The organism is Mucilaginibacter sp. P2_A5, assembly GCF_056404995.1.
Genome location: NZ_JBFUCY010000012.1, coordinates 86227 through 112744, shown reverse-complemented (window position 1 = coordinate 112744; position 26518 = coordinate 86227). Strand labels below are relative to the sequence as shown.

The 26518-nt window shown below is 44.6% G+C and carries 22 protein-coding genes; all 22 read right to left on the bottom strand.

Features of this window, described 5'->3' with window-relative positions:
• Positions 1 to 91 precede the first annotated feature (91 nt).
• Positions 92 to 1321, bottom strand: a complete 1230-nt coding sequence (locus AC1DXF_RS12355) for a DUF2264 domain-containing protein (protein WP_477448984.1) — start codon at positions 1319 to 1321, stop codon at positions 92 to 94.
• Between the two features lie 54 nt (positions 1322 to 1375).
• Positions 1376 to 2578, bottom strand: a complete 1203-nt coding sequence (locus AC1DXF_RS12350; protein ID WP_477448982.1) for a glycoside hydrolase family 88 protein — start codon at positions 2576 to 2578, stop codon at positions 1376 to 1378.
• Between the two features lie 11 nt (positions 2579 to 2589).
• Positions 2590 to 3918 (bottom strand): BNR repeat-containing protein, encoded by a 1329-nt coding sequence (locus AC1DXF_RS12345; RefSeq protein WP_477448980.1) that lies wholly within the window; start codon positions 3916 to 3918, stop codon positions 2590 to 2592.
• A 49-nt stretch (positions 3919 to 3967) separates the two neighbouring features.
• The gene (locus AC1DXF_RS12340; RefSeq protein WP_477448978.1) at positions 3968 to 5590 is read right to left on the bottom strand and encodes a RagB/SusD family nutrient uptake outer membrane protein; all 1623 of its coding nucleotides are present in this window, start codon (positions 5588 to 5590) and stop codon (positions 3968 to 3970) included.
• A gap of 19 nt (positions 5591 to 5609) precedes the next feature.
• Positions 5610 to 8879, bottom strand: coding sequence for a TonB-dependent receptor (locus tag AC1DXF_RS12335; protein ID WP_477448976.1), 3270 nt, complete (start codon positions 8877 to 8879; stop codon positions 5610 to 5612).
• Positions 8880 to 9107: 228 nt separating this feature from the next.
• Complete coding sequence (locus AC1DXF_RS12330; protein WP_477448974.1) at positions 9108 to 10259, bottom strand: FecR family protein; 1152 nt, start codon at positions 10257 to 10259, stop codon at positions 9108 to 9110.
• A gap of 74 nt (positions 10260 to 10333) precedes the next feature.
• On the bottom strand, positions 10334 to 10915 hold the full coding sequence (locus tag AC1DXF_RS12325; RefSeq protein ID WP_477448972.1) for an RNA polymerase sigma factor: 582 nt from the start codon (positions 10913 to 10915) through the stop codon (positions 10334 to 10336).
• 262 nt (positions 10916 to 11177) lie between these two features.
• The gene (gene recG, locus AC1DXF_RS12320; RefSeq protein ID WP_477448970.1) at positions 11178 to 13280 is read right to left on the bottom strand and encodes an ATP-dependent DNA helicase RecG; all 2103 of its coding nucleotides are present in this window, start codon (positions 13278 to 13280) and stop codon (positions 11178 to 11180) included.
• Positions 13281 to 13513: 233 nt separating this feature from the next.
• The gene (locus tag AC1DXF_RS12315) at positions 13514 to 13891 is read right to left on the bottom strand and encodes a RidA family protein (protein WP_477448968.1); all 378 of its coding nucleotides are present in this window, start codon (positions 13889 to 13891) and stop codon (positions 13514 to 13516) included.
• Positions 13888 to 14031, bottom strand: coding sequence for a DUF6728 family protein (locus AC1DXF_RS12310; RefSeq protein ID WP_477448966.1), 144 nt, complete (start codon positions 14029 to 14031; stop codon positions 13888 to 13890). The genes AC1DXF_RS12315 and AC1DXF_RS12310 overlap by 4 nt, the downstream gene beginning before the upstream one ends.
• Positions 14032 to 14367: 336 nt before the next feature.
• Complete coding sequence (locus AC1DXF_RS12305) at positions 14368 to 15240, bottom strand: EamA family transporter (RefSeq protein ID WP_477448964.1); 873 nt, start codon at positions 15238 to 15240, stop codon at positions 14368 to 14370.
• Positions 15241 to 15477: 237 nt separating this feature from the next.
• A complete protein-coding gene (locus tag AC1DXF_RS12300) occupies positions 15478 to 15990 on the bottom strand; it encodes a hypothetical protein (protein WP_477448962.1) in 513 nt (170 codons plus the stop codon).
• Positions 15991 to 16001: 11 nt separating this feature from the next.
• Positions 16002 to 17348, bottom strand: a complete 1347-nt coding sequence (locus AC1DXF_RS12295; RefSeq protein WP_477448960.1) for a M28 family peptidase — start codon at positions 17346 to 17348, stop codon at positions 16002 to 16004.
• A gap of 83 nt (positions 17349 to 17431) precedes the next feature.
• The gene (locus AC1DXF_RS12290; protein ID WP_477448958.1) at positions 17432 to 18517 is read right to left on the bottom strand and encodes a protein-glutamate methylesterase/protein-glutamine glutaminase; all 1086 of its coding nucleotides are present in this window, start codon (positions 18515 to 18517) and stop codon (positions 17432 to 17434) included.
• Between the two features lie 12 nt (positions 18518 to 18529).
• The gene (locus AC1DXF_RS12285; protein WP_477448956.1) at positions 18530 to 19012 is read right to left on the bottom strand and encodes a chemotaxis protein CheD; all 483 of its coding nucleotides are present in this window, start codon (positions 19010 to 19012) and stop codon (positions 18530 to 18532) included.
• A gap of 20 nt (positions 19013 to 19032) precedes the next feature.
• On the bottom strand, positions 19033 to 19890 hold the full coding sequence (locus tag AC1DXF_RS12280; RefSeq protein ID WP_477448954.1) for a CheR family methyltransferase: 858 nt from the start codon (positions 19888 to 19890) through the stop codon (positions 19033 to 19035).
• Positions 19891 to 19913: 23 nt separating this feature from the next.
• Positions 19914 to 21566, bottom strand: coding sequence for a methyl-accepting chemotaxis protein (locus AC1DXF_RS12275; RefSeq protein ID WP_477448952.1), 1653 nt, complete (start codon positions 21564 to 21566; stop codon positions 19914 to 19916).
• Positions 21567 to 21588: 22 nt separating this feature from the next.
• Positions 21589 to 23148, bottom strand: coding sequence for a HAMP domain-containing methyl-accepting chemotaxis protein (locus AC1DXF_RS12270; protein WP_477448950.1), 1560 nt, complete (start codon positions 23146 to 23148; stop codon positions 21589 to 21591).
• Between the two features lie 14 nt (positions 23149 to 23162).
• The gene (locus AC1DXF_RS12265) at positions 23163 to 23636 is read right to left on the bottom strand and encodes a chemotaxis protein CheW (protein WP_090640859.1); all 474 of its coding nucleotides are present in this window, start codon (positions 23634 to 23636) and stop codon (positions 23163 to 23165) included.
• A complete protein-coding gene (locus tag AC1DXF_RS12260; RefSeq protein WP_477448948.1) occupies positions 23627 to 25630 on the bottom strand; it encodes a chemotaxis protein CheA in 2004 nt (667 codons plus the stop codon). The genes AC1DXF_RS12265 and AC1DXF_RS12260 overlap by 10 nt, the downstream gene beginning before the upstream one ends.
• Positions 25630 to 26004, bottom strand: a complete 375-nt coding sequence (locus tag AC1DXF_RS12255; protein ID WP_477448946.1) for a response regulator — start codon at positions 26002 to 26004, stop codon at positions 25630 to 25632. Before AC1DXF_RS12255 ends, AC1DXF_RS12260 begins: the two co-directional genes overlap by 1 nt.
• A complete protein-coding gene (locus AC1DXF_RS12250; protein WP_477448944.1) occupies positions 26004 to 26315 on the bottom strand; it encodes an STAS domain-containing protein in 312 nt (103 codons plus the stop codon). Before AC1DXF_RS12250 ends, AC1DXF_RS12255 begins: the two co-directional genes overlap by 1 nt.
• Positions 26316 to 26518: the final 203 nt, after the last annotated feature.

The following is a 26518-nucleotide window of genomic DNA, read 5'->3' as shown; positions in this document are numbered from 1 at the left end:
TACCAAAATTGAGGCCCGGTTTAAGCAAAAACGGCATAAGCTAAGCTCATACCGTTCCTGTTTACTTTGATTGGAAAATAGTTTCCTGCTTTTACCTGATGTCAAGGGCGTGGTCGGCTTTTACATCTTCTCCGCTCCAGATCTTAACTGCCGTCCATTTGAGGGGTGGCCCGCTCCAGAATTCGTCGGTTTCGGGTAAGCCAAGGGGTACAAAAATATTACTGCAGATGTATAAGCTGCCGGTAGTAATATAAAAATCGGCCAGGCCGGGTTGCTTGCCGTAAAGGCCAATGTTGAGCCATCCATCCGCAGTAAATGTAGCTGGCGACTCCAGCGTTTTTTTGATAACAGCGGTTAAAGCGCAACGCACCTGTGCCGGTGGCAACGATGCGGGGAGCTGTTTAATATAGGCCATATTGGCCAAATGATGAAAAGCCCCTGCCCGATAAACTATGGAGCGACCGGTTGCCGGGTAACTGCCATCAGCATTAATTAAGCGTTCCAATATTTCGGCGTAGCGTTGGCCTATGGCTTTTACCCGCTCCTGCTCGTGTTGATAGTTTTTCTTTTTTTCGGCCTGCACCTGTAACATGGTGGCTAAATTGGGTTGTATCACAATGCTGTTGTAGTAATCCAGATGAAAGGTCATCCCATCCGAAAACAGGCCATCGCCAACATACCAGTGCTGGGTAAATTCGCGGATGCCGTATTCGGTTCGTACAGGGTCGTCCCCTAAATCGTATTTACAAAAGAAAGCCTCTATCATCCCCGAAAACAGGATCCAGTTTGAGTAAACCGGCACCGTATTACGGGTTATCTTCATCGCATCAACCACCTGTTTTTTTACATTATCGTCCAGGTGTTCCCATAACCATGGGCTCCTGACAAGTGCAAAGGCTACGTACGATGCATCAACCAAAGGCTGCCCGCCATTCCATTGCAAATAATCTTTAGCCTGCGGATTAACCGCGTTGGCTATCGCCTTTAATGCCCATGCGCGGTACTGGCTGCGTAATTTCACCTCGGCGGCATCACCCCCTTCCAGGTTAACCCAGGGTGCAATTCCGCTTAAGGTACGGCCAAACGCCTCAAGGTAAGCTACTTTTGAACGTCCTTCTTTATTATCTATATGATCAGATAAACTCACCGGCATGTTTTGCTTCAGCTTATCTTCGGCCAGGTTTGATATTACTGGCCGGGCTATTTTGTCCATATAAGCCAGCCACAGTTTCCTGTCGGCAAGGCCGTTTGATATATTTTTTTGCGCCCACAGATTAAGCGTCAGCAACATTGTGCAAAGCAAAAACAGTAATTTTTTCATAGCAGTTATTTTTTAGGTCAAAGGCGTATTCAGTACCTCAATCCACCTATCTCATTATTTATTAAAATTTTTATACCGGTTTAATGCTTCTATAAAATAGTAATCGGCATAGGTAAGCGGAACATCTACTTCTGAGTTTGCAGGCAAACTACCTACGCTATGTTTCAAAATAAAGCCGCCATTGGTACCTGAGGCAGCCCGATATGTTCCAGCCGATAAATTACGAATAATGGTTTCGCCGGTTGTAAAATATAGCTGGCCCTGCTTTTTACCCGCATAACGGCAAAGCTCCAGCAAAGCCGAAGCCATTACTGCCCCCGCCGAAGCATCGCGTAAAGCACCGGGAATATTAGGGGCATTGTAATCCCAATAGGGAATTTTATCTGCCGGTAAATTAGGATTGTTTAATATAAAACCGGCAATGTGATTGGCCTGCTCGAGGTATTTTTTATCCTTTGTTTCGCGGTACATTACGGTGTAGCCATATAATCCCCATGCCTGCCCACGTGCCCAGGCCGACTCATCAGCAAAACCCTGGGCGGTATGCTTTTGTTGAACATCGCCGGTTTGCGGGTTATAATTTACCACATGGTATGAGCTGTAATTTGCCCGGAAATGGTTTTTCATGGTGGTATTGGCATGTGTAACCGCTATTTTATAAAAACTACTGTCGCCCGTAACGCGGGTAGCCCAAAACAATAGTTCAAGGTTCATCATGTTATCGATAATTACCAGGTATTCGGGTTTGTTTGAATCCCATGATTTAATGCAGCCAACCCTGGGGTCGAACCGGGTAACTAAGGATTTTGCACTGTTGATGAGGATCTGTTTGTATTGCGGCTTGGGCTCAAATTTTTCGGCATTGCCAAAGCTACAATACATCATAAACCCCAAATCGTGCGTGGTTTTATTATATTGCTGGTTGGCAAGCACTTTCATTATGCGGTTAGCTTCGGCAAGTAATGCCTTATCGCCGGTTTGGTGGTACAGGTATAATAATGTACCGGGATAAAAGCCGCTGCACCACCAATCGGGCCCGCTTGTTTCAAACTTGCCGGTTTTAGGATAATAAGTTTTGGGGAATTTATTGGTATCGAGCTCGTTGGCTATCAGTTTATATTGGGCCACAGCAATTTTGTAATCGCTGCTGATGGTTTGCAGCAACTTTTTATTTGTTTTAAACCTAACCTGTTGCGCATTGGCCCCACAAAAAATCAGCAGCATGAGGCAACAGCTTAATGTATTTTTAATTTTCATATTCTTCTGTTTTAATTACCGGCCGGTTTCCATTCCAGCACTTGTACCGGCTGGGCTGTAATATTGGCCTGCCCTTCACCATCCACCTGTACTACTTTTTGTATAAACAGGTTAAGTATCTTTTTATCTTTCCATAGTTCGGTGTCATAAGTTGGTTCCCAGGCGCCGACGGTAAAGGCCGACAAATCACTAACCGTCCACTTATTTGCGGCCAGGTTACCGGTAAGCGCGACAGAAACTTTATCTCCCCGCTCTATATCCCTGAATATTAGGGCCGCGGCCATGTTTTTACCCTGTTTCCAGGCAATAACCTGCGGACGTGATATGGGGATGCTTTTTGTGCCCATTCCACTTAAACTAAAAGGGGTTTTGCGAAAATTGAGGTTGCTATTGGCCCACCGGCCATTATTTTTATAGATAATATGGTATTGCGGAACCGTCTGCCCCTCCTCGCGCCAGTAGCTGGCTATAAATGGATTGCCATCGTCGTCAATAACCATGGATGTTTGATTAATAAGCTCGCTCTTTTGTGGAATTTCGCAAGCGTGTTCGGCAGTTGCGGCGGTAATTGGCAAATTATATGTTTGCCCCGTTGATTGTTCCCAGGTTGTCCCGCCATCTTTTGATAGCGCATAGCACATATCGTGGTTACTGGCCACATCGGGGCTTTCGCGCCATACCCATGACAAGTGTATAAATCCTTTTTTATCAATGGCCATTTGCCAATAAGCATTTCGTTTACCTTCGCCATCAATAAGGTTACTTTGCACATTTACCCATTTTTTGGTTGCTGCCAGGTACCGGTTAATAACCAGGTTGCCATTGCCGGATGCCCCATTCCTGTAAAGAAATAACAAATCGCCTTTGGGCAGCCTGTAAAATTCAGGGTAGCTTACACGGTTTTCAGCAATGCCGGTCATTGATTTTTTTGCCGATAAAGCAAGACTGCCGGGCGCAATGCCCACGGCATAGTTTAATGGCTCATTATGCAAGCCCCAGGCCACATGCAGGTATCCTTCCCCGTCAACCATAATGCTGATGGTTTTATGGGCATCGGCAGCATCGCCTTTGTAGGCTGTGGCAGCAACCTGCCATTCATTTGACCCGCTTTTTCTTTTGGCCAGGGTTAATACCTGCTGCTGATCATAATAGGCGGCATACTGCTCGCCTTTAAAAGTAACCAGCGAGTTTTTGCGAAAAATAACTGTATTCACCGAGTTATTAGCCCATCCGGGGCCGATGGTGCTAACTTTTACGGGGTAAGTTTGCGCACCTGAATGCAGAAAGCTACCTATCAGTAAAACTATAAACAGGGAATGTTTGAGGCGGTTAAAAAGCATAAGTAGTAAAGTGTGTGGCAATATACACTGCCACACACTATGAATTATATTAATAACCCGGATTTTGTTCTAAAACAGCATCCTTATTCAGTTGAATTTCTGATAAAGGAATAGGCAGCAGCAAATTTTTGGCTGCCAGGCCGGCTGTAGGGTGCTGAACGTCATTGGAGTTGAGGCGCAGCGCGCGGTCAACCAGGGTACCGGTGCGCATCAGTGTCATCCTCCGGTTTTCCTCGCCAATCAATTCACGGGCACGTTCGTCAAGTACAAAATCGATGGTCATTTGGCCGGAAGTAACTTGCGGCGCCTGCGCTCTCGTACGCAAAACGTTTATGGTATTTGCAGCCTCGGTGGTTTTACCCTGTTTTACCTGTGCTTCAGCAAGCAGCAGATAGGTTTCGCCTAACCGCATCATCATAAAATCTTTGATCATGGCATAGCCAAAAGTATCATTCGGGTCAAATGCTCCCCATTTGGTTATGCTTGGGCATATTTTATATAAGGTGTCAGGGCCGGTAAATGGTACTTGCTTGCCATAGTTGGCGGCAGCGGGGTTGTTGATATAATAACGCCTTCTGATACTGTACTGCGAGTTTCGTAAATCTCCAGCTGGATATAGGCCGTACAACACCCAATTACTTAACCTTAACCGGGCAATGCTACGCCCGCCAAGCGAGTCGCAAATTACCATGCCGCTGATATTGTAATAGGCCGCTCCCCATACACGGCGTTGCTGGGCATTATCTGTATTACCACCAACTACCGAATTTGGATTTTCCTGCTCAATAACCCATATGGCTTCTGAGTTACCCTGGCTGCGCCGCTGGTTACCGTAAACAAACATATCTGAGTAATAATCGCCGGCTCCGCTTGCCCTTACACCGTAACGGCTGCTTATCAAGCTAAATTTACCACTGCTGATAACTGCCTGCGCCTGTTGCTCGGCCAAGTCGTTTTTACCCATGCGCAGGTAAGCCTCGGCCAAAAGCTGCATGGCCATGTATTTATTGGCCCTATCTACAGGTTTGCCTTGCACGTTTAGTTTAGATGTACCTGCATTCAAATCAGACAGGTTTGCACTTGCAAACGTAAGATCGCTTATAATAAGATTGTTGACCTGATCAAGTGGGGCACGTACAAAATCTGTTTTAAAGGTTGTAACGGGGCTGGTTACTAACGGCACTTTGCCAAACAAGGTAGCCAGGCTATTGTAGGCGTACGCTCTGAAAAACTTGGCTTCGGCATCTATCATATTTTTGCCCTTGGCGGTAAGTTTAGTATTTGATGGATCTTCAACAGCCTTGATGATAATGTTGGCGTTGTTAATTAACGCGTAATATTTACCCCAGATATATGAAGCTGCCCCATCTGTTGGTGTAAGCTGCGCGTAATTATAATACGGCACTTCAATGCCTTGCTGGTTTGCTGTAGCATTGGCCACATCGGTGCCTACCTGCCAAACGCTTGGCCAGCCCTGGGCGCCTGAATAGGTTAAAATGGTGCTTTCGTAGTTATAAAGGCCTACGGCGGCGGCTTCGAAGCCCAATGAATCGTTAAGCGTTAGCGGGGTGTATGAGGAGTAAGGCTTTTCGGCCAGGTATGACTTTTTACAGGATGCAAATGCGATAATAAGCACTGATACAGAAGCCACTATAATTGAATACTTTTTCATATCGTTATCTTTTATCAGTTTATTTTAATGAGATGTTGGCACCAAAAACAAATGTGCGGGTAGTTGGATAGTTGTTTGTCCAATCGCCGGATCCCCTGGTCGAATAATTATTTTCAGGATCCCAGCCAATCCACTTGGTAAAAGTGTGCAGGTTGCGGCCGCTTACATAAAACGTTAAGCCGTTGATGTGCGCTTTATCTAACAGTACCTGCGGTACAACATAGCTAAATGTTACATCCTTAATACGGGTGTAGCTGGCATCGCGCGGATAGCCGTAGCCCCGGGTGTTGGTATAAGATAAAGACTGGAACGAATTGTTGCCGTTTGATGGTGTCCAGTATTCTATGGCCGCCGGTGTATTCCTCCTGCCCGATTCATCAGCATAGTTTAAATCGGCATTGTTTTTAAGCATGCCTTGTGCTGTTTGTATAAATATGCTCAGGTTAAACTGCTTATAGTGAAAGGTATTGGTAATACCGCCTGTCCATTTTGGCGTTGTTTGCCCCTGGATAACCCTGTCATCGGCAGTAATTTTGCCATCGCCATTTGTATCGGCAAATTTCAGGTCGCCTGGTTTTGCTCCCGGATCTTGTTTGGAGGCATCCTCGCCTGTTTGCCAAACGCCTGTCATTTTGTAATCATATATTACGCTGATGGGCTTACCTATAAACCACCGGTTACCAATATCGTCTTTACCATCGCCATAAAGGCTCACAATTTTATTCCTGTTTATGGCGTATACGATGTTTGACTCCCACCGGAAATCCCGGCCATCAATATTTTTTGTACTCAGCGTAACCTCGATACCCTTGTTGGCCACCTTTCCTATGTTATCCCATACTTTTGAATAACCGGTAATTAGCGGTAGTCCCCGTTGAAGCAGTAAACCGTAGGTACGGGTTTTATATGCATCAACAGAACCATTAATACGGCTATTGAACAGGGAAAAATCGGCGCCTAAATTTGTTCCGACAGTTGTTTCCCAATGCAAATTGGCATTACCAAGGTTACTGGCTTGTACACCTATTGTACTTACACCGTTGAAAGGAGACCTTACCGCCCCATCTGTTGTAATAGTTTGATAAATGCCTACCGCTTCGTTACCGGTTTTTCCGTATGAAGCCCTAAGTTTTAAGTTATTCACGATCTTTGAATCTTTCAGAAAGTTTTCCTGGCTAATATTCCAGCCCAGCGCTGCTGATGGAAATACACCGTATTTGGTAGTATTAGCGCCAAAAACCGACGAACCATCCCGGCGGGCGGTAACAGTGAACAGGTAACGGCTGTTATATGAATAATTGACACGGGCCATCTGCGAATTAAGCGCATACCTGTCTGAATATGACGACGACGTTTGTGTTGCACCGGCGCCAATGTTGTTAAATGAAAGTTCGTCGTTCACAAAACCTGTAGCCGAAGCGGTTGATGTAAAATACCTACGGCGTTGTGCACTGTATAAGCCCGTAAAATCAAAGTGATGCTTGCCAATGTCCCTGTTATAGTACAACAGATTTTCAATTGTATAGGCTGTTGTTTCGGAGCTTGCAGCGCTGGCCGACCCCAAAGGTGTATTTGCCAAACGGCCGCTATAGCTATCAACACGGGTTGGCAAATAGGTGTAGCCGGCATTTAACCGGTATTTCAGCCCTTTAAGTACGCCGCCAAATTTAATCTCGGCATAGCCGTTACCATTTAAATTTACGCTGCGGTTCACCTGGTCGGTAGTTAAGCCCAATAAGGGATTGGTATACAACAACTCAGGTGCCATAGGGTAAATGGTATAAGTACCATCTGCATTATATAAATTACCATAAGGGCTCATGGCAGTAGCGAATAACAGGTTGGCCCGGCCTCCGTCATAATTATTGTTCGAGAGGAAGGATGACATACCAACGGTTAAAAAATTGGTAACGTTAACGTCCAGGTTTGATCGGATGCTTACCCGGTTATACTGGTAACCTTTTACCACACCTTTCTGCTTCATGTAATCGCCGGATATAAAATATTTAACATCGGGGCTACCACCAGAAACGCTCAGGTTATGATCCTGCATTACCCCTTGCTGGGTAGCTTCTTTCACCCAATCAATGGTTTTACCGGCCTTGTAATTGGGCAGTTCGGAGCTATTGGGCACAGGGCTGGTTTGCGTTTGGCCCGTTTGCGAAAGATAATCGGCATATTTTTGAATAAAAGATGCCGGGTCGCGCGGCTCCAGGATATGTGCAAGGTTTTCTATACCTGCATAACCGCTATAACGGATAACGGGTTTGCCGCTGTTCCCTCGTTTGGTAGTAATCAGGATAACCCCGTTGGAGCCATTGGTTCCGTAGATGGCCACTGCCGATGCATCTTTTAATATTTCCATCGAAGCGATATCATTAGGATTGATATCGTTAAGCGAACCGCCGGTTTTACTCAGCGGGATACCGTCTACCACCACATACGGGCCGGTACCTGCACTGATGGAGTTTTGCCCTCTTACTATTGACCCCGGTACTGCCCCTGGTACAGATGATGTATTGGTTATGGTAACCCCTGCTACAGCGCCTTCTAAAGCTTGCAGTATGTTGGTAACCGGCAACTCCGATAAACGGGACTTGGGTACTGATGCAACAGCGCCTGTGATATCCGACCGTTTTTGGGTACCGTAGCCAACCACAACCACCTCGGTTAAATCCCGGGATGCCGGCTCTAAAGAGACATTTATCAGCGACTCGTTATTGATAAGCCTTTTTACAGTTTTATAACCAATAAACGAGAATACCAAAGTTTGCCCTGCATTAGCCTTAATGGTATACTTACCATTATAATCGGTTGACGTGGCATTGGCTATACCCTCAACGGCTACAGTAACACCTGGCAAAGGTTCGCCTTTTTCGTCTTTAACGGTACCGGTAACAGTTATCAATGCATTCTCAGCTACCTGGCTGTCTTTCTCTTTAATAACAATGGTGTTATTGCTGATGGTATAGGAAAGCGGCTGATCATGAAATACCTTATCGAGGATAACATCGATAGAAGCATTACGAACATGAATGTTAACCGGCCTGGTATCCTTCATCATACCTTCGGTATAAATAAAGTTGTAGCCGCTTTGCTTCCTGATCTCTTTAAAGAGTTTTTTCAAAGGCGCGTTGGTTGCCGAAAGATTAATGTTTTGCGCATACGATGAAGCGCTGACATGCATAATAGCGACAAAAAAAAGGAGTACAGTTATTTTCACAACTAATAATAACTTTTGAGGTATGCATAGTTTGGGCATACCTATGTTAAAAGTAGATATTTTCATACTTTTGAATAGTTTGGGTTAAAACAAGATTTATTGACAATAATTTTTTCTATGCGCCGGAATGGCGGACAGATTAACGGGTTAACTCAAATTTTTGGCGTGGAAGTGGTGGTACACTTTCACGTTTTTTTTAAGCCCCCGTTTTCAAGGTTACGTTCGTAGTTTTCTTTTCATTTTTTCTCGGTTTTTTAGATTATAATATTGGTTGTTTATTGGCTTGGTTATAATTTATTCTGATACGATTATTTTTTTACCCAATGTTTTAAAATGCACTTTCCGGGTAAGCTGCAAGGTGTTCAGCACTTCAGAAACATTGCTGAACCTGGATACCGAGCCGCTGAATTTGTCGGTTGGTAAGGTACCCGCGTATGCCACATCTACATCATACCACCTGGATACCATCCGCATAATTTGCTGTATATCATTGCTTTCAAATACAAACAATCCGTTTTTCCAGGCAGTGGCCTCATCTACATCAACCTCACTTACATTAAATGCAAGCGCATTTAAAAAAGCCTGCTGGCCCGGCTGTAAAATCCGGGTTTGATTTTTAGCGGTTGATGTTACTTTTACCTTCCCTTCAAGCAGGGTGGTTTTAACAGCCGGCTCATCATCATAGGTATTGATATTGAAATGCGTGCCCAACACCTCCACAATTTGCGATTTACTGTAAACCCTGAACGGCTTGGCGGCATTATGCGCCACTTCAAAATAAGCCTCGCCGGTAAGCTCAACTTTACGCTCGGCGCCGCTAAATGTGGTTGGATAGGTTAACGAAGAAGCTGCATTTAACAACACCCGGCTGCCATCGGGCAAAACAACCCAATACTGGCCGCCGCGGGGCGTAGTCATGGTGTTATACGCAGCTAATTTTGCATCATCAGATCCCGATTTTTCGGACGAATCATAAACTATTCTTCCATCGGCTGTTTTATTGATGGCTACCGCGCCCTGTACAGCAAGGGTGCCGTTGCGGGCGCCGGTTAAAGTAATCTGTTTGCCATTGGCCAGGGTAAGTATGGCTTTATTGCCGCCCGGCAAAATATCATTTTTAGGAGTAGACTGATAGACAAGCGGTTTAGGGGCCTGGTTATTTTTAATAAACAGGTATGCGCCAAATGAAACAAAAACAAGGATGGCAGCAGCCGAAGCAATGGAGTACCATTTTTTAAAGTGCCGGATTTTGGCAGTTTCGGGAATTTCATTAACTATCCTGTTCCATATCAACTCCTCTTCCATTAACGGATCGGCCGGCCCTTCGGCTACAGGCTGCTTATCGGCTTCGTGCAAATACCAGTTATCCAGCATTTGGTGTTCTTCGGGCGTGCAGTTGCCGAGTTGATACTTATTTAATAGTTCCTGTGCTTGTTCCCTGGTCATGGTTTATTGGCTGTTATTAGTAAAACGGCCAGCAAGAGGGGAAGTAGTAGATGAAATTAAAAAAAATTGAAAATTTATAATCCTGACAATATTAAAACGATTGCCGAAAGGTGGTGGAGTTTAGGCCTGATTATCCTGATAGCGTTGCTGATTTGCTTTTTAACGGTTTTGTCGGATATATTCAATTCATCAGCAATTTCTTTATAGGTAAAGTGCTGATGTATGCGCATTTCAAATATCTGCCTCATTTTGAGGGGAAGCTGCGCAATTTCTTTTTCCAGCGCTTCCATTATTTCTTTTTCCTCTATCCGCTCCAGTGTCTGGTTGCTGTTTGCTTCGGCAAAGGCCGCTAACGAATCCAGGTAATCCAACCGTACCCGCTTGCGTGCTACCAGGTCAAGCACCTTGTTTTTAGTCGATATAAAAAGATACCCGGCTAAATTAGCGTCTGAGCTTATGCATTCCCTTTTCAGCCATAATGAAGTGAAAGTTTCCTGTATAATATCCCTGGCGTCGTCTTCGTCCCGGAGCATTTTCAGCGCATGCATATACATCACTGTCCAGTACCGCTTATAAATTTCGGCAAAGGCCTCCCTGTCGTCGTTTTTTAACAACGCTATCAACTCCTGGTCAATAAGCATCCGTTTTAGGGGCATAACTGGTTTAATTAACGAATGTAATGCATTTTTTATAAAAATTGCAATACATGTAAACCATCATGGTGTTCACGGGTGTAATTCAAATTGTCGCTACGCGGCTAACTTTGTCAAAGCCGCTTTTTGCGCAGCGAGTTTAATATTTCTGATGACTTTGCTCCATTGGCGACTGCCTTTAATTGCCCCAAGGTTCAACACATTTGGTTCTACATAAAATTATAAGTTAACTGCGACAATTTGAATTGCACCCGTGTTGGAAGCTTCAGGAAATTTTATCCCAGCTTAAACCGGCATTTTTTGTTTCGAAGGCATGGTGCAGCACCTGGTTTTCGGGCAGGGCCAACTGGGGGTCTTTGGCGAAGATCTGCTCCACCGTTTTGCGGGCTTTAAACAACAGCTCCTGGTCGGTAGCCAGGTTGGCAACCTTCAGGTCGAGCACACCGCTTTGCTGGGTACCGTCCAGGTTGCCGGGGCCGCGCAGCTGCAGGTCGATCTCCGAGATCTCGAAACCGTTATTGGTTTTCACCATGGTATCCAGGCGAATTTTGCCGTCGTGGCTCAGCTTGTGGCTGCTCATCAAAATACAGTACGATTGTTCGGCCCCGCGCCCTACCCTGCCGCGCAACTGGTGCAGTTGCGACAGGCCGAACCGCTCGGCATTTTCAATGATCATCACCGAGGCATTGGGCACATTCACCCCAACCTCTATCACGGTGGTGGCTACCATAATTTGTGTTTGCCCTTTGATGAAGCGCTGCATCTCAAACTCCTTATCGGCAGGCTTTAATTTGCCATGCACTATGCTGATCTTATATTCGGGCAATGGAAACTCGCGCGACATGATGGCGATGCCTTCCTCCAGGTTTTTAAGGTCGAGTTTCTCGCTTTCCTTAATCAGCGGGTACACAATATAAATTTGCCGCCCCAGGGCAATTTCCTTTTTCATAAAACCAAATACCCGCAGCCGTTGGTTATCAAAAAAGTGCAGGGTTTGAATGGGCTTACGGCCGGCGGGCAGTTCATCAATTACCGATACATCCAGGTCGCCGTACAAAGTCATGGCCAGGGTGCGGGGAATGGGCGTTGCCGTCATCACCAGGATGTGGGGCGGCACAATGTTCTTTCGCCAAAGTTTGGCCCTTTGCTCTACACCAAAGCGGTGCTGCTCGTCAATCACTACAAAGCCCAGGTTTTTAAACTGCACTTTATCCTCTATCAGGGCGTGGGTGCCTATCAGTATTTTCAGGTCGCCGCTTTCCAGTTTCTGGTGCAGCACTTTGCGGTCTTTTTGTTTGGTCGATCCGGTGAGCAGGGCCACCTCGATAAAACCATTGCCAACCAGGTTGCTGATGGTTTGGTAATGCTGGCTGGCCAATATTTCGGTAGGCGCCATAATACAGGTTTGGAAGCCATTATCAATAGCTATCAGCATGGCCATTAAGGCTACCACGGTTTTGCCGCTGCCCACATCGCCCTGTAGCAGGCGGTTCATTTGTACGCCGCGCTGGGTATCCTGCCTTATCTCTTTTAAAACCCGCTTTTGCGCCGTAGTTAGTTCGAAAGGTAATTTATGGTGATAAAAATCATTAAAGTAATGGCCTACGGTACTAAATACATTCCCCTTAAACTTTTGGGTATGCAGCATTTTATTACGCAGGAGTTTAAGCTGCAGCAAAAACAGCTCTTCAAACTTCAGCCGGTGCAAAGCTTCGTTCAGCAAATTGGCATCGGCCGGAAAGTGGATATTGCGGTAAGCTTCGGCCCGGCCAATAAGTTTAAAATGCTGGATGATATACAAAGGCAGGTTTTCTTTAATATCCTTTGCATGCAGGCCAAGCAAAACGGCGGTAAGCTTTTGAATGCCCTTGCTATCCAGCTGAAACTGTTTAAGTTTTTCGGTCGAGCTGTAAACCGGCTGCAAAGTGGCATTCCCCTGGCGCTGCATATTGGCCGGCGAATAGGTTTCCATTTCGGGGTGCGCCATCTGCGCCTGGCCGTTAAACGAGCCCGCTTTACCAAAAACAATGTATACGGTACCGGGTACAATGGTTTTCTCTATCCAGTTGATGCCTTTAAACCAAACCAGCTCCAGCGTACCGGTATCGTCGCGGGTTTGCACCACCAGGCGGCGGGTATGCTTTTCGCCAATAATTTGTTTGCTGATAACGCGGGCCAAAACCTGTACATAAGGCAAATCGGGATTGATATCCTTTACCTTATAAAATTTAGTCCGGTCGATATACCTGAAAGGGAAATGGCGCAGCAGGTCCTCGAACGTGGCCAGGCCCAATTCTTTTTTCAACACCTCGGCCCGGGTTTGGCCCGCACCTTTTAAGTATGTAAGTGGTGTTTGAAAAGGATCCATAAGCCTCACCTAAATCCTCTCCAAAGGAGAGGACTTTTGATTTGCGTGTTTGTTAAACCATGTGTTATAATCGTCATCCTTAATATCTCTCCATCACAAAGGATTATGTCATTGCGAGGAACGAAGCAATCTCCTGCTTTTCAGGGCGGATTTGCACACTTCGCGATTGCTTCGTTCCTCGCAATGACATATAGTTGCTCCTCCCTCTCCTTTGGAGAGGGCCGGGTTGAGGCTTATTTTACCGCAATAACCGAGATCTCTACATTAACACCTTTTGGCAAGGCCGACACCTGCACGGTTTCGCGGGCGGGGAAGTTAGTTGTAAAATAGGTGCCGTATACTTCGTTTACCTGGCCAAAATTGCCCAGGTCGGTTAAAAAGATGCTGGTTTTTACCACGTTGGCAAAGCCGATGCCTGCTTCGGTTAAAATGGCTTTAATGTTTTCCATTACCAGTACGGCTTCATCTTTAATACCGCTGGTAACCAGTTCGCCGGTGGCCGGGTTAAGGGGGATCTGGCCAGATACAAATACAAAATTACCGGCAACAGTTGCCTGGCTGTACGGCCCGATAGGTGCGGGCGCGTTATTGGTGTTTATTATTTCCATCATTTTTTGAGTATGAACACTTGTATCAGCTTGTAGATAATGCCCGCTAAAAACATCAGGATGGCCAGTGCATTTATAAAATGCATAATGCGCAGGTTAATGTTGTTTGGCCTGGTGGGGTCTTTTTTTCTAAAGAAATACATAATACAAACTTAGTAAAAAAAAGAGCCTCACCCAACCCTCTCCAAAGGAGAGGGCTTTTGATTTGCGTGCATCGCTCCCGCGAGCTTTTAGCTCGTGGGTACCATGGTTGCAGCTTTCAGCTGCCCACGCCAAGCGGGTATAGATATCTTTACACCAGGTTGCCCAAGTGTTACGCTACGCTAACCTCGCGGGAGATTATTTTTGATGTATTCCTGCCTACATTCCGAGCAACTCATTGCAGGGCGTAAAAGATTTCTCACCCTTACCACCCTGTTCCCCACCCTTCAAGGGTTCGAAATGACAACTTTTTTTGAATAACCTTAGCGTTCCCTATATTAACCTTCCGGCGTTACCTTGCCCATCTCCTGCCGGTTACCAATTGTTGCGCCGGTGCTTGCAATTACCACCAAAACTACCGCTGCATATTCCTGTACAGAAAGATATTCTTTCAGGAATATCAACCCGCAGATGGCGCCAACGGCGGGCTCCATGCTCATGAGGATGCTGAATGTTTTGGTGGGAATATATTTAAGCCCGTACATCTCTAATGAAAACGGAACGGCGCTACAAAATAACGCCAACCCTACGGCCGGGATAATCATACTGCTTTTAAAGTTCATCATGCCGCCACCTGCGAAAGCAAATGGCAATGTTACCATTAATGCAAACAGCATACCTATAGTAACAGCCTGCCCACCATTTAACACCGCAGATACCTTGCGGCCCAACACAATATAGCCGGCCCAAAAGGCGCCGGCCAGCAAGGCCATGCCCGCACCAAACAAATCAATATTGGTGTTATTCCAGGGTGTCATCAATACAATTCCGCCTGCGGCCAGTAATACCCATAAAAATTCGATAGCGCGTTTTGAACTAAACACCACAAGCAGCAACGGCCCCATAAACTCAAGCGTAACCGCTATGCCTAATGGAATACGCGATAAGGCCAGGTAGTAAATTAAATTCATGGCCCCAAGGCACAACCCGTACGGAATAACCGCTTGCCATTGTACTTTTGTCAGGGTTTTTAACCCCGGCCGGTTTACGGCGAGCAACATCAGTACAGATAACCCAATCCGTAATGTGGCAGTAACTGAAGCACCGAGAGCTGGAAACAATCCCTTAGCTATAGCGGCCCCTATTTGAACACTTAATATCGAACCTAAAACAGCAAGTAATGGGCGTATGGGTATTTTGTTTTTTTGCATTGAACTGACCATGTATCAGCATAAAGGTAATTTAAACGAGCCGCTCAGCAAGCAAGCTTTTAAAAATGTGACAAGGAAATAGCTTTTAAACTAAAACCACGATAGGTGGCACCTACGGAGCCAAAGACCTCTTGGGTTGACTGTCTATAAACACGTGACTCCGCCGGAGTCCGGAATTATTTTTCAGGCTCCGCAGACGCCATCTAACTCTTTTGATTTTTGTGGCGATTTGAATATTTAATTACCGGCAAACGTGGATTTTGGGCCGGTTAACTTCTTTCTTTTCAAAAGTAAATAGATAACTGTTAAAATCACGATATAGGTTAAGATATCCTGCCAGAAATAGCTTAAACTGTAATTGACCCATGTGCTTCCGTTTTGAGAGGGTATTGAAACCGGTTTGAATATCATCGCCGAAATATCTATAAAATATGAAATTACCCATGAACCATATATAACCATTAAAGCACCTATTGATTTTCGAAGCTTTTTGAACCAAAGCAATTGAGGTAATAACATTTTGCAAATTATATCTACTACCACAAAAATCCCAATCGGCCAAAAAATCTTAGTAAAAAACAAAGTAGATCCCAAAAGCAGACATGTATTTATCGACCGAACCAAAATTTGTTTGTCAATTTTCCCTACAGGCAATTTAAAAAGGTAAATAGTAATAACTAACGGAGCCATCAGCGAGGTCCCATCGAAAATTGCTGCTATAATTGAATTTATGAAATAGTGTATTTCCATACATACTATATTTAACGTATCGGCTTCGGAAACACCGGCAAGCTCTCGTGCCCATCGCCATCTACCGATTGCACGGCAAAAAAGTAATTGTCCTTTGAGTACGCCAGCGTTGCCGTTGTATCAGTTACATAAAACTTGCGTTCCCAAAAGGCGCTGGTGGTTTCGCGCATTAGTATGTAGTAGCCTGCGGGCTTTTTGCCTGTGGCGGGCGCTTCCCAGGTAAGTTTGGTTTTGTTGGTGAGGTCGCTGGTTACAATGCCTACGTTTTGCGGGCGGGCAGGGGCCAATGCCAGGTTGGCCAGTACCGACAGGTTCATGCGGGCCACTTTTTGTACGTAGTTAAAATCGACAAAGTCGGGCAGGTCGCCGTAGTCTACGCTGTTTTCGGTGCGGATGTTCTGGTGCTGGCGGTTAAAGTCTTCGTTCATTTCGGTAAACCTTACTGCGGTAAAACCTTGTTCTAAAAACGGGAGGTGGTCGCCGCCGCGCAGGTAGCGGTCGCGGCGGTAAATGAGCTTTACATCCAGTTGATCAACATACCTTTCCCCGGTTTCCTTGGCATACCGGGCAAGCTCGCGCGACGGGCTATCATTTTCTCCGCCTAATGATTTCAACGCTGCCACCTGCTTATCGGTAGCATTGGTGGGGATGCCATCGCTGAACACCCTAACACTGCGGTTATCCTTCAAATCGGTTTCCATGCCATGGGTGTTGCCTACAATATCGTTGTTCAGCATGGCATCCACATTCCAGTTTTCGGCTTTGGCGCGTTTGGCCACATTGGCCGAGCCATAAAGTCCCTGCTCCTCGCCCACCACGGCCATAAAAATTATGGTGGCCGGGAATTGGCGCTTGGCCATCACCCTGGCCAGTTCCATCGAAAGCGCCGTGCCCGATGCATCATCATTGGCGCCGGGCTCTACCCCGTTGGCATCCATCACATCATTAATCCGCGAATCATAATGGCCCGATACCAGGTAAACGCGGGTATCTGTTGGGTCGGTACCCTTTAATATGGCCAGTACATTTTTCAACTTTACCGGCTTATCAATCCGTGTACCTTTTGGCTGGGTGAAGGTATCAAAAGCAACAGTCATCCGCCCGCCCGATTCCAGGGCATATTTTTCCATTTCGGCCTTTATCCAGTTTCGGGCGGCACCGCTGCCGGTGGTTTTGCTGGTGGTATCGCTCAGGGTATGCCTGCTTTTAAAGGTAACCAGTTTGCGAATAGTAGCTTCAATGTTTTTGGAGGATACCTCATCGGCCATTTGTTTAATCTGCGCATCGGGTTTGATGATGGTTTGGGCCGAGGTGATAGTAGTGATAAACAACAATAGGGTGATGGCGATGTATTTCATACGGCAATTTAGTTGTTTTTCTGCTGACACGAAATTGCACTCCTGTATTTTATTTTCAGGCCTTGATACAATTCAGCCCCAGTTTAAACAAACCTCTTGTCGTTTATTAGTTGGACCACATATCTCGAAATATCCTTTAATGGTAAAATCTTGTCTGCAGCATTTAGCAAAATTGCTTCTTTGGGCATCCCAAAAACAACACATGAGCTTTCATCCTGTGCTATGGTTTTGCCGCCTGCCTGCTTTATTTCAAGTAAGCCCCGGGCGCCATCGTCGCCCATACCCGTTAAAATTATCCCGATGCCGTTTTGCCCTGCATAGATAGCTGTAGAGCGGAACAATACATCCACAGCCGGGCGGTGCCGGTTTACCAGCGGACTATCGCTCAACTCAACATAATATTGCGACCCTCTTCTTTTTAGCAAAAGGTGGCGGTTGCCGGGCGCTATCAGCGCTGTGCCGGGCTTAACCAAGTCTCCGTCTTCTGCTTCCTTTACGGTAATTTTGCACAGGCTGTTCAAGCGGTCGGCAAACAGGCGGGTAAAGTTTTCGGGCATGTGCTGTACTATTACAATACCCGGAATATCAACAGGGAGCGGTTCCAGAAATGTCCTTATTGCTTCGGTGCCGCCGGTTGATGCGCCTACAGCAATTACTTTATCGCTAACGAAGCTTTGATTTTTAGGTTTTACAAAATGCAGCACGGCATCAGCCGATAATTTAGGCCCTACTGCAGGTTTTTCGGCAATAGATTTACGTGCGAGTTTGGTAAGCGCTGCCGATTTAACAATTTCGCAAATCCGGCTCCTGGCCTCACTGGTAAGTGCCTGCTCGTCAAACATTTCTTTTGTAAGCACCTCAACAGCGCCGTATTCTAATGCTTTCAGCGTTACTTCCATATCCCTCCCGGTGTGCCCGGTTATAATAATGACCGGAATTGGGTGCTGGGACATTATTTTTTTGAGAAAGGTAATCCCATCCATGCGGGGCATTTCCAAATCAAGGGTAATAACATCGGGCACCTGCATGGTCATTTTGCTTGCTGCAATATAGGGGTCGGCAGCGGTGGCCATAACCTCAATTGCCGGGTCGGCGCTTAAAGTTCGGCTCAGCAATTGCCTGAATATGGCAGAGTCGTCAACAATAAGAACTTTTACTTTATTCGTCATACTGATGAGGTGTTAGCCCTTGGTATCTATCTGTTGATCTGGAAAGCTTTGTTTAATATATTTGATCATTACCTTACCACTTTCCGAGTAAAATAAAACCTTCCGCCCGCGATATCCTCCAACATTATGGCTTAAAACCGGTATTTGCTCCTTTTTTAATACCTCAATAGCCAGCTCAATATTCCGTTCGCCAATATGGAATACGCCGTTAGGCGCACCTGTTTCGCAGCCCCCGAATACTTTGGCCTTTAAATTACTTTTGTTGCTGCCCAATGCCAGCATTTTATTAATAATAGCCGGTATGGCAATGTCGCCATATTTATTTGATGGGGCGCTTTCCCCATTCCAATGCGGCAGCATATAGTGGTTAATACTTCCAAATTCCAATACGGGGTCCCAAAGGGCAACTGCTACGCATGAGCCTAAAATAGTATCGACAATGTGAGGCTTTCTGCTCGCAAAAATCGACCCCGGGTATAAATAATATCTGTCCATTATAAAATAATAGTGACTGTTTATTTTTTTCTAAAAATATTGGGCCGTATTTGCGTTAATGGTAAATTCATATTCGACACGGATTCTGAATGGCCCAGGAACAGATACCCTCCGGGTTCCAATTTCGAACATAGCTTCAGGATCACTTTTTCCTGTGTTGGCCGGTCAAAATAAATCAAAACATTGCGGCAGAAAATGATATTGAAATTTGCTATAGGGCCAAAATCTTCATCGATAAAATTTAAACGGCCAAACTTCACTTTTTCCCGCAGCTGGGGTACAATGCGCACAGTTTTGTTATGCACATCCTTACTTTTAAGCAGGAACTGGCGTTTCAAAGCAATTGGTACAGGGGCCACTTTGTCTTCGGTATATACCGCCAATGCCGCAGCCTGCAAAACCCTGCTCGAAATATCGGTCCCCCAGATATTAAAGCTAAACCCCATATGTATTTCGGCAAACAGGCTTAAAACCATGGCCAATGTATAAGGCTCTTCGCCGGTAGAGCAGCCCGCGCTCCATACCTTAAAAGGTTTTGCGGAGGAATAATCGCGAAAAACCTCGGGCAATATGTTGTTTGATAAATAATCAAAATGAACAGATTCCCTGAAAAAGTCGGTTTTATTGGTAGTCACCACATCAATCATGTGAATAAGTTCAGAACGCTGGCCTTCGTTGCTGAATATAAACTCGCAATATTTTTTATATGATGGTATATTTAAAGTCCTGAGCCGTTTAAGCAATCGTCCCTCCAGCATTATTTTTTTTGATGGCGGCAACTTAATTCCATAATTGGTATATATGAATGTACTTAACCTGTTAAAGTCCAGGTCGGTCATTTTGGAATTATCAAAACTATCAATATTAAAATACACCATACGGGATAGCTCAAAACTTCATGTTAAAACTTTTCATAATCTGCATCAAGGCTATCCATGTTCAGGCTAACCCCGTTTGAGGATGATTTGTATTTTGGAAGATGGCTTACTTTGGCTGTATTCCTCCTGGGCCTTGTTAATGAGTTAGGCTGGGCAATTGACGCCTTGTATTTTGAGCCGTTTTCAAACCTGAAAAATGAAATAATTTCCTTTAGCTGATCGGCCTGGGATGAAAGCTCTTCGGCGCTGGCGGCCATCTCTTCGGAGGTTGCGGCATTTTGCTGGGTAACCTGGTTAAGCTGCTGTAAGGCGCTATTGATTTGCCCCGCACCTAAGTTCTGTTCAGAACTGGAAGCGTTAATTTCTTCAACCAGTTTGGCTGTATGCTGAATATTAGGCACAATTTCGCCCAGGAGCCTGCCCGATTTTTCGGCAATGGTAACGCTCGATTTTGAAAGCTCATTGATCTCTGTTGCGGCAACCTGCGATTTTTCTGCCAGTTTTCGTACTTCGGCGGCAACAACGGCAAAGCCTCGTCCCTGGTCGCCGGCCCGTGCGGCCTCAACGGCAGCGTTAAGCGCAAGTATGTTTGTTTGCCTGGCTATATCGCTTATAATGGTAATTTTCTCGGCAATCAGTTTCATCGAACTAACGGCTTCATTGACTGCAACGCTGCCATCCTGGGCATCGGCGGATGCCTTGATCGCTATTTTTTCTGTTTGATGGGCGTTATTGGTGTTTTGCTGTACACTTGCCACCATCTCTTCCATCGATGAGGAAACCTGTTCGGTAGCTGCAGCCTGTTCGGTAGCGCCTTCAGACATTTGCTGCGATGATGAGCTTAACTCCTGGCTTGCCGCCACAATATTATCAGAAGCCGAGCTTACGTACGAAATAACATTTTTAAACTTATTGATCATGCCTTTTAAATCCTCCAGTAAAATGCCTATCTCGTCGTTATTAACCCTGTTAATATCAACGGTCAAATCACCCTCAGCAAGTTTTGATACTACTGTGGTTGCATTTAAAATTGCTTTTTTAATGCTGTATACAATAAGTAACGATATGGATAATGAAATGGCTATGCCAAACAACATAATAATATAAGAGTGGACTTTTGCATCTGAATATATTTCCTGGCCTTTGTCATATTCTTCCTTGGAAACCGCTACCTGTATGTCAATCAGTGCGTTTATATTGTTTACAATGGGATCTATTTTCTGAGACAGGTCGTTTGTGGCAAAAGTTGCCAGTGCAGCTTTATCTTCTTTGTCGATGATTGATTGGAGCAACTCCAATGATTCATCGGCATTACGCATCAGCTCTTCGGTTTGTGCCGAAAGCTTTTTTTCTTCGGGCGTAGCATAGGTAGCTGTATAAGCTTTCCAGTTGTTGTTAATTTCTTCCTGGGCCCTGATGATTTTTCTTTTACCCGCTTTAAAATCAATAACGCCGTCCTTCATCTTTTGAGTAACGCCTTCAATATTTATAGCGTACATTTCGTCGATTAAAGTTAGCTGTTTAAGGCATAGTACGCGGTCCCTAAACACCGTTTCCAGCGATCCGTTAACATTGCTTAAATTGCTCAATCCATATAAGCCTATTGCCACAAGGGTAAATGAAGTAAGGAAAACCATGACAAATAGTTTTGTCGAAATTTTAATATTGTTCATCATATTTTAATCATTTAAGTCCGGTTTAATATCTTTCGTATTTTTCATCAATTGGGTCTTTCCCGTTCATATCTATGTTAATGCCTTTAGGAAAACGCCCGGTTACAGGTTTCTTCTTAACCGGATGATGGCCCCCGGCAAATGTTTTCTGATATGGCTTGTTAGCCGGCATACGCCGTATTTCTGTGTGTGATTTAACATCATTTCCGATGTCAAAATTTACAATATCCTTCAACTGATCTGCCTGCCCCGAAAGCTCTTCCGAGCTTGCGGCCATTTCTTCAGAAATTGCCGCGTTTTGCTGTATAACCTGGTTTAATTGCTGTAACGCGTTGTTAATCTCGTTGGCACCGGTGTTTTGCTCCATACTCGAAATGCTTATTTCCTGCACCAGCTTGCACGTTTTTTGTACTTCGGGCACAATTAAATCGAGCAACTTGCCCGATCTTTCGGCTATGGTAACACCCGATTTAGACAGGTTGTTAATTTCAAGTGCAGCTGTTTGGCAGCGTTCTGCAAGTTTCCTTACTTCGGCAGCTACAACGGCAAACCCGCGGCCATTGTCGCCGGCCCTTGCGGCCTCAACGGCAGCGTTTAAAGCTAAAAGATTGGTTTGGCGGGCAATATCACCAATAATTGAAATCCGCTCGGCAATCTCTTTCATCGATTGTACGGTAATATTAACCGCCTTGTTGCCTTCAACAATATCTTCAACAACTTTTAAGGCTATTTTTTCGGTTTGTAAGGCGTTTTCGGTGTTTTGCTGTATGCTGGATACGATTTCTTCCATTGACGACGAAACCTCCTCGGCCGATGCCGCCTGTTCTGTAGCGCCCTCAGACATTTGCTGCGCCGATGAACTCATTTGCGAACTGGCCGATGAAATATTTTCTGAAGCTACCTGGGCGTACGAAACCAGGTCTTTAAGCTTTGAAACAATACTATTGATGTTTTTAATGATAAAAAAGGCCAGTAATAACGAAATAGTTATGCCCGAAAATATCACAATATAGGCGTGAGTTTTAGCTGTTGAATACACATTTTGGCCATTTACATATTCATCATTGGCTACTGAAACCTGGATATCAACAAGCGCATTAACATCATTGAGGATAGAATCAATTTTGGGGTTAACATCGCTGAAGGCAAGGGATGCAAATGCGGGCTTATCCTCTTTGTCCATCAGAACTTTAAGGGTTTCTAATGATTCATCGGTGTTACCTATCAGCTCTGTAGTTTGTGCCGATAGCGTTTTTTCTTCGGGAATGGCGCCGGTAGCTAAATACGCAGCCCAATTAGTTTTAATTTCTTTTTGCGCCTTCGCAATTTTCTTTTTACCGGTTTTAAAACTAATACTACCGTCGTTTATTTGCTGGCTAACACCTTTAATATTAATAAGGTACATATCCGAAACAACTTTTAGTTGTTTAAGACCTAGTATCCGGTCTTCAAATACGGTTTGTAGCGATCCGTTTACTTCTTTTAAATTAAGCTGCCCGGTAATGCCAATTGCCCCAATGGTGAGGAACAGGACGCCAACCAGGATGTAAAGTTTGGCCGAAACTTTTATGTTGTGTAAAATCATGTTATGTTTAAATATTAACTTTCAGTAATAGCATACACATCGTCGGCCGAGAAAACTTTATCGATATTTAATATCATCACAAAATTATCCTCTACCTTTCCAATGCCGGTTATAAAATCTTCGCGGTACATGGCGCCCATACTTGCCGAAACCTGGATATCCTCATCGGGAATATCGATTACCTTTTGTACCGAATCAACAATGGCGCCTACCAGCAATGGCTCTTTTCCGCTGTCGATATTCAATACCACAATACAGGTATCAATGGTAAATTCGGCATCGGGCATGGCAAATTTGTTGCGGGCATCCATTACGGGCAAAATATTGCCCCGTAAATTAATTACCCCCTTCATAAATGCCGGCGATTTGGGCACTTTGGTAATAGGGCTCATTTCTAAAATTTCTAATACATCGCCCACGTTTATAGCAAAAAGCTCGTTTTGAAGCTTAAACGTTAAGTAAGATTGTGTTTGCAGTTTTATTGACATATGGCAAGGCGTTTTTGGTGTAAGTATTCTTCAACAACTTTATTGGTATCTAAAACAAGGGCAATTTTGCCATCGCCGAGTATGGTTGCCCCCGAAATGTGGTCCATGTTCTGGAAATATCGCCCAAGGGGTTTTAGCACAGCCTGGAATTTCCCTACGATATTGTCGACAATTAACGCGACCCTTTTTTCATCGTAGTATACCAAAATGATTTCCTGCGAACCCGACAGGTTTTCTTTGCCGTCAAATTCTTCGCTTAAACTGATGAAAGGAATCTGTTCACCATCGAGTATGATGAGGTTGTTGAAACGATTTAATTGCTGTACCGCAGGCGCTTCAAAACAACGATCGACGGCGGCCAGCGGAATAACAAATGATACGTCGTTAATTTTTACCAGCAGGCCATCAATTATAGATACCGTTATTGGTAATTTAATAGTAATGGTTGTCCCGATATTGGGCTGAGAGCTGATTTTGATCTGGCCCCTTATATCTTCAATCCTGCGTTTTACAACATCCATACCCACACCCCGGCCCGAAATTTCACTTACCTGTTCGGCAGTTGAAAATCCAGGGAGGAAAATAAGGTTGAAAATTTCTTTTTCGCTCAATACTTCATCTTTACCGATAATTCCTTTTTGTATGGCCTTATCCCTTATCTTCTGCGGATCGATGCCTTTTCCGTCATCCTGAATTTCGATGTAAACATTAACGCCCGCGCAAAAGGCTTTAAATAAAATTTGGCCATGCTTTTTCTTCCCGGCCTTAACCCTGTCATCCGGGTATTCTATGCCATGATCGATGCTGTTTCTGAGCAGGTGCATTATTGGATCGGCCAGGCCTTCCATAATGTTTTTATCCAGTTCGGTATCGGTGCCTTCGGTAACAAAGTCTATTTCTTTATTCAGCTCGTTGGCCAGGTCCCTAACCAGGCGGTTAAACGGGTTGAGCATGTTTTTAATAGGCACAAGGCACATGCTGAACGCGTTATCCCTAAGCCTGGTTGATATTTTTTCCAGGTTTTCGGTAACGGCCAATAACTCCGATTGCGGATTTTGGTCGGTAAGTGTGCCAAGCTTGGCCTGTAAGGTCATCAACTCGCTTACAAGGCTCATCAGGTTGTCCAATCTTTCGGATGGTACCCTGATACTTGATATCACATTTTTTTTGGCTGGTTCTGTGGCTGCCGTTTTTGAACCCTGTGGCAAAACATCTTTAATTTCTTCGGTGTAACCTGCGCTTTCGTTTTGTTGCCGCAGGGGGGCTTCGGCCTGCGGTATTAAATTTATTTCGAGCTTGCACCGGCCTTCAACAAAAACAAATACCTCCCTGATGGCATTGATATCAACGCCGGTAGTTAGGTAAATATCCCAGGAAGTATAGCAATAAGTAGGCTCAATATCCTGTAACGGAGGTATATCGTCAACATTTGGAATAACGGTACAGTTACCAAACGTTTGCAATTCCTCTAACAAATAAACGGGGTTGGTGCCGTTATAAAATATATCCCTATCGGGTGCAAAAATGATATGATAATTTTTTAACCCATCATTTTCACCTGCTGATGTTTGGGCGATTGGCGCAGGCGGGTTACTTTCGATGTTTGGTCCGGCCAAAATATCATTTAAAATTTTTACTACCCTTGCTGTAAGGTTATCATGTGTTTTTTGATGCTGGATGTCCAATTCGCCCTGGTTTTTAGCCAGGTATGTTAAATGGTCAAGCGAATCGAGGGTAACATCGATAATTTGTTTGGTAATCCTTTTCTGCCCGCTGCGTACGTGCTCGTATATTGATTCAAGGTGGTGGGTAAATTCTGTAATTACCTTAAAGCCAAACATCGAGCTATTTCCCTTTAAGGTATGCATAGCCCTGAACACCTGCTGTATAAGTGCAGGGTCGTCCGGATTGGTTTCCATTAAAAGCAGGCTCTTTTCCATGTCGGCTATCACTTCCATGGCATCGTCGCTAAAGTTTTGTTGGTATTGGTCCATTATCCTATCATTTTTTTAACCGTGGAAACCAATTTTTCTTTAATAGCATCTTTACTTAATAACACAGTTGCACCGGAAGTTTTGATATAATCGCGGATGCTGATGGTACTATCCGAAACAAATAGCACAACAGGTAAAAACCTGTAATACTGCATGTTTCTTATTTCGTTAATTAGTTGCAGGCCGTCTTTATTAGGCATATTAAGATCTGTAATAACCAGGTCGATATTTTTTTTATCAAATTGAGTTAAAGCATCTTCACCATCGCAACCGGTTAAAACCTGGTAGCCCGCTTTTTTAAGCATGGAGCTTATCAACCTTAATACCATTTCAGAGTCATCAACCAATAACACTGTTTTGCTTGCACCGTTCATTAAACAGATATGAATTTATTAAACCCCGAATTATTTAACACTTCGCTGATGTATGCCGTTGGCTCAAAAATATAATCAACTTTTTTGCCCTGGTCCGATGCACTTCGCGATAAGGCCATGAGCAGCTGTAATGCTGTCAGGTCTATTTTTTCGATATTTTTAAAATGTAGCTCAACGTGGTCATGATTTGCAATGAGCAATAAAAGCTCATTTTTTATTTCGGCAGAGTCCCTGATCTCCAGGTTGCCGCTAATCAGGACTTGTATACCTGTATTGCTTATTAAAGTATTTGCGAAAGAAACATTTTCCATGTATAAGCCCGTTAATTAGGGTGCTATTTAACTTATTGGTGTTTAACGCATAAAAAGCAATCAAGGTTATGTTTTGAGCAAAACAGGTTTTAAATTCAAAAGGCAGGTGTAGGCACGTCAATAATTTCGGGATGGAAAAGCCACTCCGTTAGGAGTGAAATGTTGGTAGAATAATTAAAGCACCCCCTTTTTCGTGCCGTAGG

Excerpts from the sequence above, each read along its gene's own strand:
- AC1DXF_RS12355 (WP_477448984.1), bottom strand. The coding sequence starts at position 1,321 with ATGAAAAAATTACTGTTTTTGCTTTGCACAATGTTGCTGACGCTTAAT.
- AC1DXF_RS12350 (WP_477448982.1), bottom strand. The coding sequence starts at position 2,578 with ATGAAAATTAAAAATACATTAAGCTGTTGCCTCATGCTGCTGATTTTT.
- AC1DXF_RS12345 (WP_477448980.1), bottom strand. The coding sequence starts at position 3,918 with ATGCTTTTTAACCGCCTCAAACATTCCCTGTTTATAGTTTTACTGATA.
- AC1DXF_RS12340 (WP_477448978.1), bottom strand. The coding sequence starts at position 5,590 with ATGAAAAAGTATTCAATTATAGTGGCTTCTGTATCAGTGCTTATTATC.
- AC1DXF_RS12335 (WP_477448976.1), bottom strand. The coding sequence starts at position 8,879 with ATGAAAATATCTACTTTTAACATAGGTATGCCCAAACTATGCATACCT.
- AC1DXF_RS12330 (WP_477448974.1), bottom strand. The coding sequence starts at position 10,259 with ATGACCAGGGAACAAGCACAGGAACTATTAAATAAGTATCAACTCGGC.
- AC1DXF_RS12325 (WP_477448972.1), bottom strand. The coding sequence starts at position 10,915 with ATGCCCCTAAAACGGATGCTTATTGACCAGGAGTTGATAGCGTTGTTA.
- recG (WP_477448970.1), bottom strand. The coding sequence starts at position 13,280 with ATGGATCCTTTTCAAACACCACTTACATACTTAAAAGGTGCGGGCCAA.
- AC1DXF_RS12315 (WP_477448968.1), bottom strand. The coding sequence starts at position 13,891 with ATGATGGAAATAATAAACACCAATAACGCGCCCGCACCTATCGGGCCG.
- AC1DXF_RS12310 (WP_477448966.1), bottom strand. The coding sequence starts at position 14,031 with ATGTATTTCTTTAGAAAAAAAGACCCCACCAGGCCAAACAACATTAAC.
- AC1DXF_RS12305 (WP_477448964.1), bottom strand. The coding sequence starts at position 15,240 with ATGCAAAAAAACAAAATACCCATACGCCCATTACTTGCTGTTTTAGGT.
- AC1DXF_RS12300 (WP_477448962.1), bottom strand. The coding sequence starts at position 15,990 with ATGGAAATACACTATTTCATAAATTCAATTATAGCAGCAATTTTCGAT.
- AC1DXF_RS12295 (WP_477448960.1), bottom strand. The coding sequence starts at position 17,348 with ATGAAATACATCGCCATCACCCTATTGTTGTTTATCACTACTATCACC.
- AC1DXF_RS12290 (WP_477448958.1), bottom strand. The coding sequence starts at position 18,517 with ATGACGAATAAAGTAAAAGTTCTTATTGTTGACGACTCTGCCATATTC.
- AC1DXF_RS12285 (WP_477448956.1), bottom strand. The coding sequence starts at position 19,012 with ATGGACAGATATTATTTATACCCGGGGTCGATTTTTGCGAGCAGAAAG.
- AC1DXF_RS12280 (WP_477448954.1), bottom strand. The coding sequence starts at position 19,890 with ATGGTGTATTTTAATATTGATAGTTTTGATAATTCCAAAATGACCGAC.
- AC1DXF_RS12275 (WP_477448952.1), bottom strand. The coding sequence starts at position 21,566 with ATGATGAACAATATTAAAATTTCGACAAAACTATTTGTCATGGTTTTC.
- AC1DXF_RS12270 (WP_477448950.1), bottom strand. The coding sequence starts at position 23,148 with ATGATTTTACACAACATAAAAGTTTCGGCCAAACTTTACATCCTGGTT.
- AC1DXF_RS12265 (WP_090640859.1), bottom strand. The coding sequence starts at position 23,636 with ATGTCAATAAAACTGCAAACACAATCTTACTTAACGTTTAAGCTTCAA.
- AC1DXF_RS12260 (WP_477448948.1), bottom strand. The coding sequence starts at position 25,630 with ATGGACCAATACCAACAAAACTTTAGCGACGATGCCATGGAAGTGATA.
- AC1DXF_RS12255 (WP_477448946.1), bottom strand. The coding sequence starts at position 26,004 with ATGAACGGTGCAAGCAAAACAGTGTTATTGGTTGATGACTCTGAAATG.
- AC1DXF_RS12250 (WP_477448944.1), bottom strand. The coding sequence starts at position 26,315 with ATGGAAAATGTTTCTTTCGCAAATACTTTAATAAGCAATACAGGTATA.